This window comes from Petrotoga mobilis SJ95, from assembly GCF_000018605.1.
In the GTDB taxonomy this organism is placed as follows: Bacteria; Thermotogota; Thermotogae; order Petrotogales; family Petrotogaceae; genus Petrotoga; species Petrotoga mobilis.
In genome coordinates, this window is the sequence record NC_010003.1 from 66,173 (window position 1) to 81,488 (window position 15,316).

At 33.8% G+C, this 15,316-nt stretch carries 13 protein-coding genes; 9 read left to right on the forward strand and 4 right to left on the reverse strand.

All coding sequences use genetic code 11. The features are described from left to right. Positions 1-15: 15 nt before the first annotated feature. From PMOB_RS00355 to PMOB_RS00370, 4 genes are all read right to left on the reverse strand, one after another. Positions 16-1,197 (reverse strand): glycosyltransferase, encoded by a 1,182-nt coding sequence (locus tag PMOB_RS00355; protein WP_012207927.1) that lies wholly within the window; start codon positions 1,195-1,197, stop codon positions 16-18. A 33-nt stretch (positions 1,198-1,230) separates the two neighbouring features. Continuing rightward, entirely contained in the window at positions 1,231-2,205 is a 975-nt protein-coding gene (locus PMOB_RS00360) for a carbohydrate ABC transporter permease (RefSeq protein WP_012207928.1), read from the reverse strand. Continuing rightward, complete coding sequence (locus PMOB_RS00365) at positions 2,199-3,083, reverse strand: carbohydrate ABC transporter permease (protein ID WP_012207929.1); 885 nt, start codon at positions 3,081-3,083, stop codon at positions 2,199-2,201. Before PMOB_RS00365 ends, PMOB_RS00360 begins: the two co-directional genes overlap by 7 nt. 69 nt (positions 3,084-3,152) lie before the next feature. Beyond that, positions 3,153-4,442 carry an ABC transporter substrate-binding protein gene (locus PMOB_RS00370; RefSeq protein WP_012207930.1) on the reverse strand — a complete coding sequence of 430 codons (1,290 nt, stop codon included), beginning with the start codon at positions 4,440-4,442 and terminating at the stop codon, positions 3,153-3,155. Between the two features lie 436 nt (positions 4,443-4,878). Here PMOB_RS00370 and PMOB_RS00375 point away from each other — a divergent pair, with 436 nt between their 5' ends. From PMOB_RS00375 to rny, 9 genes are all read left to right on the forward strand, one after another. Beyond that, positions 4,879-5,427 (forward strand): macro domain-containing protein, encoded by a 549-nt coding sequence (locus tag PMOB_RS00375; protein WP_012207931.1) that lies wholly within the window; start codon positions 4,879-4,881, stop codon positions 5,425-5,427. A gap of 4 nt (positions 5,428-5,431) precedes the next feature. Further along, complete coding sequence (locus PMOB_RS00380) at positions 5,432-6,760, forward strand: phenylacetate--CoA ligase family protein (RefSeq protein ID WP_012207932.1); 1,329 nt, start codon at positions 5,432-5,434, stop codon at positions 6,758-6,760. 31 nt (positions 6,761-6,791) lie between these two features. After that, positions 6,792-9,482 (forward strand): DNA polymerase I, encoded by a 2,691-nt coding sequence (gene polA, locus PMOB_RS00385; RefSeq protein WP_012207933.1) that lies wholly within the window; start codon positions 6,792-6,794, stop codon positions 9,480-9,482. 273 nt (positions 9,483-9,755) lie between these two features. Further along, entirely contained in the window at positions 9,756-11,063 is a 1,308-nt protein-coding gene (gene rimO / locus PMOB_RS00390) for a 30S ribosomal protein S12 methylthiotransferase RimO (protein WP_012207934.1), read from the forward strand. Then, entirely contained in the window at positions 11,060-11,569 is a 510-nt protein-coding gene (gene pgsA / locus PMOB_RS00395) for a CDP-diacylglycerol--glycerol-3-phosphate 3-phosphatidyltransferase (protein WP_012207935.1), read from the forward strand. The genes rimO and pgsA overlap by 4 nt, the downstream gene beginning before the upstream one ends. Positions 11,570-11,590: 21 nt before the next feature. Further along, on the forward strand, positions 11,591-12,199 hold the full coding sequence (gene thpR, locus PMOB_RS00400; RefSeq protein WP_012207936.1) for an RNA 2',3'-cyclic phosphodiesterase: 609 nt from the start codon (positions 11,591-11,593) through the stop codon (positions 12,197-12,199). Then, the gene (gene recA / locus PMOB_RS00405; RefSeq protein WP_012207937.1) at positions 12,192-13,298 is read left to right on the forward strand and encodes a recombinase RecA; all 1,107 of its coding nucleotides are present in this window, start codon (positions 12,192-12,194) and stop codon (positions 13,296-13,298) included. Before thpR ends, recA begins: the two co-directional genes overlap by 8 nt. Further along, a complete protein-coding gene (locus PMOB_RS00410; RefSeq protein WP_012207938.1) occupies positions 13,276-13,746 on the forward strand; it encodes a regulatory protein RecX in 471 nt (156 codons plus the stop codon). The genes recA and PMOB_RS00410 overlap by 23 nt, the downstream gene beginning before the upstream one ends. An 8-nt stretch (positions 13,747-13,754) precedes the next feature. Continuing rightward, positions 13,755-15,302: a ribonuclease Y gene (gene rny / locus PMOB_RS00415; RefSeq protein WP_041534174.1), complete on the forward strand. Its 1,548-nt coding sequence runs from the start codon at positions 13,755-13,757 to the stop codon at positions 15,300-15,302. The last annotated feature ends 14 nt before the right edge of the window (positions 15,303-15,316 follow it).

Below are 15,316 nucleotides of genomic sequence, written 5' to 3' on the forward strand. Positions count from 1 at the left end.
CTCACCTCTTATCGACTATAACTTTTCTATCAATTCGTCTTTTTTATTAGCAAAAAGATTTATTTGATCTTTGATAACTTTTTCAGCTTCTACTTCGTTCATATCTTTTGTCAATTCAGCGAAATCAGCTACTCTCCCAAAATAGAGAGGTACTAAGGATTCCACCAACTTTTTGTCTTTGTTTTTTGAATACTCTATTAATGCATTGAATAAGATATCCACCCAGATTTGAAGTGGTACTTTCTTCTTTTCCATTATGAATCCTAAATGATCATTTGCCAATATTTTGGATTCTTCGTTTTTTAAACCTTCTAAAAGTTGCATTTTCAAATTTTCTATGTTGATGTTGATAGGTTCAACAGCAATTTGGGGTATTTCACCATATATTGGGGCTTCTTCAATAGAACCGATATCTTTCCATTTGGAAGCGCTATCTACAATAATATCGAATAAGGTCCCAACTACCTGCTTAAACATAGGGGATAAATCGGCCCCTGGATCTTTAGGATCGTGAACTTTTGCACCTAAAGCAGCCTGATAAACCTTCTTGTTGGAGTTGAGTATGGCATTTATAGTCATCCAAATATCTATCCCAAACCTTGCAACCTCTGTTTTGGCAACACTTGAGGCAGCTTTCAAATAAACATCTATCATATTTTTACCTACTCCGAAATCTCCCCCTATTGGTTGCCTGATGGCTTGCCCAAATAAAGAAGAAACCAAAGGATAACATACTTGGTTTGTGATCGTACCGTCGTACTTGTGCCTCACATAATAAGGCGTAACATAATCGGAAAGTCCCTTCATTATAGGTCCAGTTAATCTTTCAATCCACCATGGTCGAACACTTTTTAAATCAGAATCTAAAAATACAATCGCTTCTGCGTCTAAGTTTTTAGCAAGTTCTATGACAGAAAGCATTGCACTTCCTTTACCTGGCAAACCTATATAATCGTAAGCGATTTTTGGGACGCTTTTTGTGTCTGTTTTCATAAAAACTTCTTTTGTTCCATCTTTTGAACCCCCATCAGCGTTAACAATTATCCCATCTGAATCAAAATATTCAACTATACCTTCTGCAGCGGTTTTAGAAACAAAGGAAATCGTTTCAGCATTATTATAGCTGGGAATACCAACAACTACTTTTACCTTTTTTGGTAAATTTTGTAAAATTTTATCATCGAAAAATATTGACATTTCAACTTCCTCCCTTTTGTCACCTTTTCACTTTTATTCTTTGACTCCACCAGCAGTTAAACCTGCTGTTAGATATTTTTCTACGGTCATAAACAATACAATGACTGGAACGGCCGTCAATACTGAAGCTGCCATCATTTTAGCCCATACGGCATGTTCAGAAAAGAAAATCTCCCTCAAACCTACGGGCAGCGTATAAGCTGAAGGATAAGGCCTTATGAAAATAGAAGCAAACAGATACTCATTCCATCCTATCATAAAGGCATATATGAAAACTGTTATTATAGCCGGCATTGATAGAGGAATAATTATCCTCATAATAGTTCCAATTCTTGTACTACCATCAATTAAGGCGGCTTCTTCAATTGATTCAGGAATCGTTCTGAAATAATTACCAAGCATGTACATCGAAACAGGCAACGTCTGAATTATATATATTATATACAAAGCAAACATTGAGGTTCCTCCTGAATTAGTTAATCCTATTCTTACAAACAAATCATACAAAGGAACAGATAATATCACTCCACCGACTAGGTATACCAGCAATACCCCTCTTTGAACAAGAGTTCTTCCAGGATACCAAACTCTGCTGAAAGAATAGGCACCAAATATACCTATTATCAAACTTGTCAAAGCGCTTAATCCAGCCAATAATAAACTATTACCAAACCACCTTAAAAAAGGAAATGATTCACGCCTTCTTGATGATTGTATATTCTGAAGAACTTGCTCTCTTTGTTCTTCTGGAAGAGATTCTAATAGTTTCATGAGTTGTTGCTCTTCTTCACTCATCTGTTGCCTAATTGACTCCTGAAATCCTAATAGTTGAGCATACTGTGTCAATGTTGGATTCTCAGGAATCAATCCTGGATCAAATGCGTCGGAATCATACCTGAAGGAAACCGAAACCATATATGCAAAAGGATAGGCAACAAATATTACAACTAAAGCTATAAAAAACCAAAATAAAAATGTTTTTATGAAAGATCTTTTTCTTACTACCATTTTAACACCTTCCTCACATAGATGGATATGAGCACCATCATAACTACAAAGAGGACAGTTGCTATCGCCGCTGCAACTCCAAGTTCTGGCAAGCCTGTGAAGGCTTTTTCATATAGGTATATAGGCAGAGTCCTAGCCTCTTTAGACAACAAATATACCTCTTCAAATTTGTAAAAATTCCATATTCCTCTCAAAAGAACTAAAGAGCCTATTACATAATATAATTCAGGTAAAGTTATATGATGGAATTTTTGCCAACCATTGGCACCATCAATATCAGCTGCCTCATAATAATCTTGAGGTATTGATTGTAACCTCGATAAAATCATCAAATAAATAAAAGGAAAATTCTTCCAAATACTATAAAATGAAACAACTATGAAGGCGTTATTTGGATCATTAACTAGGTCTTTTGTCACATCCATGATACCTAAATTACTTAAAAGTATTGTTAAAGGACCATTTAAAGGCATTAAAACATATTGCCATGCAAAAACAGTTGAAATAACCGGTGCAACATATGGAAACAGTATAAGGGCTCTGACTATACCTCTGCCGGGAAATTCTTTATTCATAAGCAAAGCAACCCCTAAACCAACTAAAATACTTCCAACGACAGTAATCAAAACATACAAAATAGTTATACCAAAGGAATTCCAAAAGGTAGGATCGGTTAACAGTTCTCTATAATTTTGAAAACCCACAAACTTGTTTGGTGCTCCGGGTGTCAAAGATACTTCAAAAAAACTCAAGTAAATATTGTATAAAACTGGATACATAATAAAAAGACCTATCAAAATAACCGCAGGTGATACTAACTTCCATCCAAAGGTTGCTTCTTTCTTCTTTAAAGGAGATAAATCTCGAAATCGTTGCATATCTCTCTCCTCCCCATTTTTAGTAAAAAAGGGGAATAAAGCATTCCCCTTTCAATAGCTAAGACGCATTTAATCACTTAGCAATCTTTCCGCTTCTTCTTGTGCCCATTGAGCGGTTTGCTGTGGTGTCCAATCGTTAGCAAACATCCTGTTGATTGCTCTACCAATTACAAAGTTACCAGACAGGATACTCATTTCTTCAATGATTTCTCCTTCCATGAACTCAAATCTTTCTACAGTATCTAAGGCAGAAATAATAGTAGTTATTTGATCTTTCCCATATCTTTCTAAAACAGGATTATCTAAAAATTCGTCCATCTGTGCTATAGAACTTCTGGTTGGATTCATTCCGCCAGGTGCCATGTGTAACCAGTAAATATAATTGCTGCCACTCATAAGAAATTTTACCCACTGTTCTGCCGCATTTTTATTTTCGGACGTGTTAAGTATACCCAATCCAACGACTTCCCCAAATGAAGAAGGTCTTATGTTAACCATAAAATTTGCAAAACCTGTATTCTCAACAAGTTTAGGATCAAACTGTTCCACTCTTTGTTTTTGTACCTCTTCCACCGCAATATCGTCCATTATATAAGTGGAATAGAATACCATAGCGGCTTCATTGTTCAAATAACCATTCAATGCTTCTGGAACAGCAGTAAAACCAGGTCTGGAGTATTTGCCCAGTTCTTTATAAAATCTAAATGATTCGATCATCTCGGGAGTATTAAAAAGAATATTTCCGTCTTTATCAATTGGTCTTGCACCATTTGATAGAGCAATTTGTGAAAATACCTGTTCAGTATAAGCGTCAGCTTTCTTAGGCAATATTATACCGTAGAAACCATTAGCAGGATCGTTTAATGCTTTTGCAGCTGTAAGTATATTGTACCAAGATGTTGGAGCTCCTAGGTCTCTTTCTTCAAACAAATTCGCCTTATACCAAATCCCTTGAACCCAAGCATGGAAAGGTACACCATAATATCCTCCATCTGGTGCCTGCATCAATCTTGAAACACCGTCATAAACATCACCAAAATCTTCGATAATTTTTGCATTCAGTTCTGTATCCATAAAGCCCTGGCTCCCCAGCAAGAGTATAGGAGAGATACCGCCTTCTACAACGTCTGGTAAAGTTCCAGCTTGAACTGCTCTTGGAATCTGTTCTAAGATCTCATTTTCCTCAATAGGGACTAAGTTTACCTTTATACCAGTTTGTGCTTCAAAAATCTGTGCTAAGGCTCTTATCCTTTGTTGCCTATCTGTTTCTACCTGAGTGTGCCAAAACGTAATCGTTTGAGTGAACACCATCGCACTAACCAACACTGCTAAAATAACCACTGTAAGTTTCTTCACCATACACACCTCCTCCAATTTAGGTTCTTATTGTGAATAAAAAATTTTTTCAAAGATATAAGATAAAAAGAAAATTTTCGTTTTTATTATACAGAAAAAAATATTATTTTCAAAATCTGATTATTCGTGATTAGAATCGATTATAGGTAATTATTTGCGATTATAACCAAAAATCTTTGATTTTCTCATTATTGGATTTTGTTTGGGTTGGTCTACTAACTTTTGATATAATAAAAGAAACATCAACTATAATGACTGAAAAGACCCTTTTCCTTATGGGTGGGGGAGTGTTTGCTGCATTGTGCAAACTATGTTTTTAAATGATTTTGACCTTGATTTGGGGTTTTTAAGGGGGTTCCCCTTAACGATCGGCGCTAAAACAAGTTTTAGATCTTCTTCTAAAGAGAGTAAATCAAAAATTAAACGGAGGCGTTAATGTATGAACAAAATTATAAAACAACTAAAAGTCAACAACGTTGAAATTAAATTGGTATCCGGTGATATAACTACCGAAGAAACAGATGCTATTGTAAATGCTGCTAATTCGCATTTGCAACATGGTGGTGGAGTGGCTGGAGCAATATCCAGAAAAGGAGGACCAGGTATTCAAAAAGAATCGAACGAATATATCCAAAAATACGGTAAAGTCGAAACGGGAAATGTTGCAGTTACATCTGGAGGAAAGTTAAAATGTAAATACATAATCCATGCAGTTGGACCTATTTGGAGGAGAGGCAGTCAACAAGAAGAAAAGTTATTGTATGATGCAGTTTTCAATGCTTTGAAAAAAGCAGAAGAATTAAAATTGAATTCAATAGCCTTACCTGCTATAAGTGCAGGTATATACGGTTATCCAATAGAAAAAGCGGTTCTCGTTTACAAAAAAGCAGTCTATGATTTTATTAATTCCAATCCACAATTTGTAAAAGAAATCAGATTTGTAATATATGACGAAGCCCATTTAGATTATTTTTTGAAAGAATTTTGAGAGTATGAGTTTTCTAACAACTGTACACTATTATTATTCTCTACGAAAAAATCTTAATTATTCAAGAAAAAAGATATTAGCATTAAGGGAAAAGAAATTTAGAAAGCTATTAAAGTACGCATATAAAAAAATACCGTTTTATAAAGATTTTTATACTTCTAACGGGATAAAAGAAAGCATGCTGGAAGAGATCCCCATATACGAATTACCAACGATCAATAAAAATCTTATGGTTGCTAATTTTGATAAGTTCTTTAAAGATAACCAAATTACTAAAAACAAAGTTGAAGATTTTTTAAAAAATAACCCGAATCCAACTTCTTTGCTTTTTAACAAGTATCATGTGATACACAGTTCTGGATCAACAGGCACGGTAGGATATTATTTATATAGTGAAAGAGAATGGGATTTCATAAAAGCTATTTCAACAAGGATGTTTTCAAATTTTACTCTCAAAAGAAAGAAATATGTCTTTATAGGCGCAGTTGATGGACATTATGCTGCCATAAGTTTGTTCTTTTCTCCACTAAATCAACCTGAGAAGTTTTTCTATAAAGGTTATATGGTAATGGATATAAACAAACCTATCAAATCTTACTTAAAAGACCTAAACGATTTTCAACCTGATAATCTCACAGGGTATCCCTTTGGTATTAGATCTTTGGCACAGTTTCAAAATGAAGGCATTTTGAATATTCACCCAGAAGTAATAGTTTGTGGCGGAGAGCCTTTATTAAAAAATGTAAAACAGTTTTTAAAAGATGTTTGGAAAGATACTGAAATAGTAGATAGTTATGCAACATCTGAGTCTTTGGCGATGGGTGTTTCTAGGGAAGATTTAAAAGGTATGTACATATACGATGATGCGGTTTATCTTGAAATTCAAGAGGATAAAACAATTTTGACGAACTTGTACAATTACACTCAACCTATAATAAGGTATGAATTAACAGATATCCTTAAAAAATCAAAAGATAACAAAGGGAAATGGCCCTTTACAAAGATCGAACAAATTACGGGAAGAAACGAGTTAATTCCTTTTTTTATTAACGAAAACGGTGAAAAAGATTTCATTCACCCCATAGTAATTGCTGAATTTTTTGTTAAAGGAGTGGCTAAGTTTCAATTTGTTCAAAAAGATCAATCATCTTTTGTCTTTAAAATAGTCGTTTCACAAAAAGAGCGTTTAGATGAAATTGTAAAAGAAGTTAGAAACAAACTTAACGATATTTTAGAAAAGAAAAAAATGCAAAACGTCAATTTTGATGTAAAAATCGTGGAAGATATCAAGCCAGATGAAAAAACCGGAAAATATAAATTAATTGTAATTTAGTAAAAAATCAAAAGAAAAGAAGGTGCTTCACATGGCAAATTTATACTTAATAGACGGCTCAGGAATTGCATATAGAGCCTTTTTTGCACTCGGGGACTGGATGAGTACTTCTGATGGTTTGCCGACAAACGCCATTTATGGTGTAGCTAGAATGCTTCTAAAGTTACTCAAAGAGTACGTTAAAAAAGGTGAAGATTCAATAATATTTGTTATGGACAAAAAAACCACCACATATAGACATGAATTATTAGAAAGCTATAAAGCCCAGAGACCCGAAACACCCGAAAAATATATACAACAGATCCCATACATATACGAAATGGTTGAAAAATTAGGCATAAAATTAGTTGCCATGGATAATTACGAAGCAGACGATGTTATAGCCACGATAGTGTCCAAAAAGAAAAGAAACTACGATAATGTTTATATAATTACCTCGGATAAAGATATGATGCAACTTGTTAAGGATAACGTATATATCTTAAGACCAGAACAAGGAATAACAGAAATGGTGAAATACGATGCACAGCAAGTAGAAAAAAAGATGGGAGTCCCTCCAGAAAAAATTGCAGATTTACTAGCTTTAATGGGGGATAGTTCTGACAATATCCCAGGTGTAAAAGGTATTGGAATAAAAACAGCCCAAAAATTGCTGCAAGATTACGATAACATAGACGATCTTTATCAACATTTGGATGAGATTAAAGGTTCAACAAAAAACAAGCTAAAAAATGAAAAGGAAACCGCATATCTGAGTAAAAAACTAGTCCAATTGATGGTAGATGCCCCCATAGAAGAAATTTTTGAAGACAAAGAAATTATATATCAAGGATTCAGAAACAATCTACGAGATTTTCTCAAGAAATTAGATTTCAATTCAATATTAAAAGAGTTAGATATGCCTGATACAACTACTAACTCAACTAAAGTTGCAGCAGAGACAAAAGCAGAAAAAAAAGATTATTCGACGAAAGGTAAGTATTACGAATACAACGCACAAGATTACAAAGAACTATTAAAAATCTTAGAGAAATACGAAATTATATCTTTTGACCTTGAAACTTCTTCTCTTGATCCATATCAAGCAGATATAGTGGGAATCGCTTTAAGCTGCAAACCATTTGAAGGATATTTTTTGTATCTATACAAAGAAAAAGACAGGTGGGAAATAACGAAAGAGATAGTCGATCTTTTAAACAATAAAAAGGTCATTGGTCAAAATTTAAAATACGATATCACCGTTTTGAAAGTAAATGGAATTGAATTAAGCAAAGTACATTTTGACAGTATGATAGCCGCTTATTTGTTGAATCCAGATAGTAGAAGGTTCAATATGGATGATCTTGCCAAAGAATATTTGGATTATAAAACAATTAAATACAAAGAAGTGATGGGAAAAGATATCAAGCTGTTAACCCTTGGAGACATCGATAAAAAAAGGGTCGTTGAGTACGCTGGAGAAGATGCTGATATTGCTTATCGATTATTTGAAGTATTAAAGCCTAAATTAGAAGAATTTGAACTATTTGAATTGTTTGAAAAAATCGAAATGTCAACTATAAATGTTTTATCAGAAATGGAAATGAACGGCGTGTATTTTGATTTAAAAGAACTACAAAAATTGGAAGAAGAATACAACAAAAAGCTAAGTTCGTTAATGTATGAAATGAAAAAAATCGTCGGTTATGACTTCAATCCAAATTCGCCAAAACAAGTTGGAGAACTACTTTTTGAAAACTTAGGATTGAAAGGAAAAAGAAAAACTAAGAGTGGATCATATTCAACAGATGCAGATTCTTTAGAAGCCCTAAGAGATGAACATCCAATAATAGAAAAGCTCTTAGAATACAGAAAATACCAAAAACTTCTATCTACATACATAATCGCTATACCAAAACTAGTTAACAAAAAAACTGGAAGGGTTCACACATCTTTCAACCAAACTGGAACAGCTACCGGTAGATTAAGTAGCAGCGAACCGAATCTTCAAAATCTCCCCATACGAGAAGAAGATGGAGAAAGAATAAGGAGCACCGTTAAGGCACAAAAAGATGATTATGTGCTACTGAGTGCCGATTATTCTCAAATTGAATTGAGGGTTTTAGCTCATCTAACTAACGATGAAACTTTAATAAATGCTTTTAACAATGGTGAAGACATACATGCTTTAACCGCAGCTGCAATATTCGGTGTAAAAATCGACGATGTTGACTACAACATGAGAAGGGTAGGAAAAGTAGTTAATTTTTCCCTGGTGTATGGATCATCTCCGTATGGATTAGCCGAGAATTTAAAGATACCTGTCGAAGATGCAAAAGATTTCATGAACAGATACTTTAAAACTTACCAAAAAGTCAAAGAATATCAAGAATCAAGTTTAAAGATTGCAACGCAAAAAGGCTACGTTGAAACCATATTTGGAAGGAAAAGATTTTTGAAAAACATAAAAACAGGTAAATCAGAGTTGAAACGAATAGTCATAAATACCCCTATCCAAGGTAGTGCTGCAGATATCATGAAATTGGCGATGATCAATTTATACAAAAAACTTCCAAAAGAAGCAAAATTGATACTTCAGGTGCACGATGAAGTTGTAATAGAATTACCTGAAAAAATCGTAGAAGAAACCAAAAAAATGGTTCAAGATTGTATGGAAAATGCGGTCAAATTGAATATACCTTTAAAAGTAGATATCAGTGTCGGAAAAAATTGGCAAAAATGATAATTATAATTATGTATAATTAAATTATTAAAATTTTTTCATTTTTTCAAGAAAATCTGATATAATCTAAATAACTATTTAAACATTCATAGATAAAAAGAAAGTGCAGAACACGGGTGAAGCTTTAATCCTCTTTCCTTCCTTAGATGGGTGGGCTTCGGGTCAAATGGGTTAAAATTCTTTTATCCTTATGGGTGGGGAGCGGGGCGAAGGGGCGCTATATAATTAGATTTTAAAAGAAATATATTATAATGAAATCATCGGAGGAAGCGAATGAAAAAGTTTCACATCGTAAAATTAGGGTGTCCAAAAAATGATGCAGATATGGAAATATTCAAAGGGTTGCTCCAAAGCAAGGGGTATAAATACGAGAGTAATCCTCAATTAGCTAATTATATTTTCATCGATACATGTGGTTTCATCGAAGAAGCTAAAAAAGAAAGCATCGAAACCATATTTGAATATGTATCCCTAAAAGATAATAACAAAAACCTAAAAGTTATACCAATAGGTTGTCTAACTCAAAGATATTTCGACGATATTCTTAAAGACATCCCTGAGATTGATGGATTATATGGTGTGTTATCTCCAAAAACCATAGTTGAAAAAATTGAAAATGGTGAATATTTTTTTAAAAGGGATATTCCTGAAACTCTGTACGATTGTAAAATTAGAGCGATTCCAGACTCACACTACGCATACGTAAAAATCGGAGATGGATGTAGTAGAAATTGTGCTTTTTGCTCTATACCCACTTTCAAAGGGAAACCAAAAAGCAGAAGTATCGAAGAAATAAACGAAGAAGTTGAATTTTTGGTATCCAAAGGTGTAAAAGAAATCATTCTCGTATCCCAAGACAATACCTTGTACGGCATAGACAATTACCAAAAGCAGGCATTACCGGATTTACTAGACAAACTTAACAATATAAAAGGAAAATTTTGGATCAGGGTGATGTACTTACATCCGGATTTTTTAAGTGAAGAAATCATAGAAAGCATACATAGAAATGAAAAAGTATTAAACTATTTCGATGTTCCAATTCAACATATCTCTGATAAAATTTTGCAAAGTATGGGTAGACATAAGAAAAGAAATGAATTAATTAAACTATTTGAGAAAATCAGAAAAGAACCATCTGCCATAAGAACCACGTTAATGGTAGGGTTCCCAGGAGAAAAAGCTGAAGATTTTGAAGAATTAGTAGATTTTGTAAAAGAGATAAAATTTGAAAGAATGGGCAGTTTTATTTTCTCAAAAGAAGAAAACACCAAGTCATTCACATTACCAGAACAAATTGATGAACAAATAAAAAAACAAAGGCAAAATGAACTAATGACTGTTCAAAGTGAAATTTCTAAAAACATCATGGAAAAATATATAGGTGAAACTTTAGAAGTTCTTTTGGAAGAAAAAGAAGACAACGTTTATGTCGGAAGAAGCTATTTAGACGCTCCAGAGATTGATGGGAATGTATATATAAAAAATTTTGGTGACAAAGAACTAACTTTTGGGAATTTTGTCAAGGTGACAATTACTGGTTCATACGAATATGATCTGGAAGGAGAAATAGTTGAATGAACATACCAAATTTATTGAGTTTTTCTAGGATAATATTAGCCATTCCAATATTCATCCTAACTGTCTTTGGAGAACAGTTTTATACCGCAGCCTTGGTTTTGTTTATTATAGCTTCCTTAACCGATTGGTTAGACGGTTATGTCGCCAGAAAGACTGGTCAGGTTACCGATATCGGCAAATTTTTTGATCAAATATCTGACAAAATACTTATAAACTCGGTTTTTATTGCGATGTTGGGTGTAGGAATTTTGCCTGCCTGGTTTGTTGCAATAATTGTATCAAGAGACACCTTTGTCAGCGGTTTAAGGATGGCAGCTGCAAATAAAAACATCGTTGTCCCTGCTGATAAGTTTGGTAAACTAAAAACCGTCTTAGAAATCGCTTTAATTATTGTAATATATTTGATGCTATGGAATTTTCTAATTACTACTTTGATCTATTTGACCGTTATAATCAGTCTATTATCGGGAGTTAATTATACTGTCAAAACCGCCAAACAATTCTAAAAAAGAAAGGAGTCCTAGTATATGACACAGCTAAAAAATGTAAATAACCACAATACCGACAAATTAAGATCCTTCATCGCCATCGAAACTAATGAAAAATTAGAAGGGTTGTTGACTGATTTAATCGAAAGGTTTCAAAGGATGGGATTTAAAGCAAATTGGACAAATGCGAAAAATGTCCATTTAACCTTGTTTTTCCTTGGGGATCAAAAGATGGAAAAGATAGCTCAATTAGCTTATAAAATTGGCGAAAGAGTATCCGGATTTCCTACTTTTCATTTTAATATCCACAAGATGGGCTTCTTTGAAAATGATTCTCAGCCAAAGGTCTTATGGCTGGGAATAGAAGAAGACAATACCTTAATCGGTTTGTACGAAGAAATAAAGAAGGTACTAAAGATTTCAGAATTAGAGGTTAAAGATACCAATTTTTTACCTCATATTACAGTCGGAAGAGTTAAATCGTTCCCTAACCACTGGAAAGAACTAATTAATTCTGTCACTTTTGATCAAATCCAAGTATACGTAAATTCTATCGGAATATACTCTTCTGAACTCACAAGAAAAGGTCCAATATATAAAAAACTTTACACTATCGACTTTGAAGGAGGCGTCATCATTAATGGCTAAAAATGATTCTAAAGACGCAAATAAAGAAGAATTGTTAGAAAAGCTTGTTAAAGAGTTAGAAAAAAATCATGGAACAGGATCAGTCATGTTAATGGGTAAGGGATTGGATAATAGCAACCTAGCCGTTGTCCCAAGTGGATGTTTATCGCTGGATATAGCTTTAGGAGTTGGTGGATATCCAAGAGGAAGAATTATAGAAATATACGGAAACGAATCATCAGGTAAAACTACTCTCGCTCTTCATTCCTTAGCAGAAGTTCAAAAATTGAATGGGATAGTGGCTTTTGTTGATGCCGAACATGCTTTAGATGTTGAATATGCAAGAAAGTTAGGTGTAGATGTCGACAAATTGATAGTTTCTCAACCGGATTATGGTGAACAAGCTCTTGAAATTGTAGACTCGCTGGTAAGATCTAACATAGTAGACCTAATTGTAGTAGACTCTGTAGCAGCTTTGGTACCGAAAGCAGAAATAGAAGGAGCTATGGGAGATTCTCACATGGGACTTCAGGCAAGGTTGATGTCTCAAGCTCTAAGAAAACTAGCTGGAAGTATAAACAAATCCAAATCTATAGTAATATTTATAAACCAGGTAAGGATGAAAATAGGGGTAGTGTATGGTAACCCAGAAACTACCACTGGAGGAATTGCACTAAAATTTTATGCTACTATAAGGGTAGAAGTAAGAAAGGGCAATCCAATAAGAGAAGGAAAAGATCAAATAGGGAATGAAACAACCTTAAAAGTCGTAAAAAATAAAGTTGCTCCACCATTTAAACAGGCAAATGTAGACATGATCTTTGGACGAGGTATCCCAAAAGAAAATGACATCTTTAACATAGCGGTAGAGGAAGAATTAATTCAAAGAAAAGGTGCTTGGTTCTCTTTTATCAACGAAAATGGTGAAGAAATTAGTTTAGGACAGGGTAAAACCAATTCAGTTAGTTATCTCATGGAAAATCCTGACATACTTGATTATTTAGAATATACGATTCGTAAGAAACACAATTTAATTATTCCAGATTATTTGATAGAAAAGTTCGAGTCTAATTCATCAAAAGGGAAAAAAGTAAAAAGTGAAGAATTACAAGAAAATTGATCCAAAAGATGAGAAAGCAGCCGAAAAATCTGCGTTGAATTTAATAAAGTACCGTGCCAGGTCAGAAAAAGAGCTCTCAAGCCGTCTAAAAGAAAAAGGCTTTGATGAAGAAGTTATTGCTAAAGTAGTAGAAAAATGCAAGAAGAGCGGTTTGATAGATGATAAACTTTTTGCATATTTATATGCATATGACAAGTTAACTTTAGACAATAAAGGTCCCATGTTTATACAGTATGAATTAAAACGGTTGGGAGTAGATGAAAGATTAATTCTCGAGGCACTCGAAAAAGTAAAAAGCGAAGTAGATATAAATACAATTGCTTTAGAATTGGCAAAAAATTATTATGAAAAAACACAAGACACTCTCAAAACTAAAGCTTACTTGTATAGAAGAGGTTTTGAGCCAGACATTATAAACTGTGTTATTGAAGACATACGAGGTGATTAAAATTGGAAATTCTGGTATATATAATTATAGGAATAGCTATATTTATCTTATCTCTGCTTGTTGGAATTAATATTGGAAATAGAAGGATGATCTCCACACTAGCAACCAAAAAAGAAGAATTGGAAGTTGAAATAAAAAACAAACAAAAAGAAATAGAAAAGATGTTAAAAAATGCAGAAGAAGAAGCTAAGGCATTAAAACAAAAAGAATTACTTGAGGCAAAAGAAGAGATACATAGGCTCAGGCAAGAATTTGATTCAGAAGCAAAGCAACAAAGAGAAGAACTTAAAGCCAATGAAGAGAGATTAATTAGAAAAGAAGAAAGCTTAGCAAAAAAAGAAGAGAATTTAGAAAAACTAAAAGAAAAATTGGAAGTCCAGCATGAAAACGTCTTGAAATTGGAGAAAGAATTAGAAACTAAATTAAATGAAATTGCAAAAATGACCGAAGAAGAAGCACGTCAAGTAGTAATAAACGAAGCAAGGGATAAATATGAAAGAGAAATTGCCCAAAAGTTCAAAGAAATAAAAGATCATTACGAAGAAGAATCAAAAAAATACGCCAGATGGGTTATCACTACTGCTATTCAAAGATATGCATCAGATGTCACCAACGAAATAACAACCTCAACCGTAGCTTTGCCCACAGATGACATGAAAGGAAGAATAATAGGTAGAGAGGGAAGAAACATCAGAACTTTTGAAAAACTCACAGGTACCGATTTGATAATTGATGATACCCCAGAGATAGTTGTAATCTCATCGTTCAACCCATTACGAAGAGAAATAGCAAAAAGAACACTTGAAATGCTTGTAGCCGATGGAAGAATACATCCTGCTAGAATAGAAGAGCTCTATGAGAAATCAAAAAATGAAATCCAAGAATACATAAAAGAAGTAGGAAAAGAAGCGGTAATGAGAGTAGGTATAAAACAGCCGCACCTTGAAATAATTAAACTTCTAGGTAGATTAAAATTTAGAACCAGTTATGGACAAGATGTATTGGAACATTCAATAGAAGTAGCACAATTTGCTGGAATGATGGCAAGTGAATTAGGATTGAACGTTGAACTAGCTAAAAGAGCGGCTTTATTACATGATTTAGGAAAGGCTGTGGATCATGAAGTTGAAGGATCACACGCTATTGTTGGAGGGCAAATTGCTAAGAGATACGGAGAAAAATTGGAAGTTGTTAATGCTATACAGTATCACCACAATGAAGTTGACCCAATGACACCCGAAGCTGTTTTAGTTGCTGCAAGTGATGCGTTATCGGCATCCAGGCCTGGTGCACGTAAAGAAACTCTGGAAAATTACATTCGAAGAATCGAGCAACTTGAGGAGATCGCAAAATCATTCAGATACGTTGATAAAGCTTATGCAATACAAGCAGGAAGAGAATTGAGAATAATAGTTCAACCAGATAAAGTTGAAGATGAAATCGCAGAAAAATTGGCACACGATATATCTGTTCAAATAGAGGAAAAGGTTCAATATCCTGGTGTAATCAAAGTAACCGTAATTAGAGAAAAAAGAAGCATATCTTATGCAAGTTAGAAATCTTAGACGCC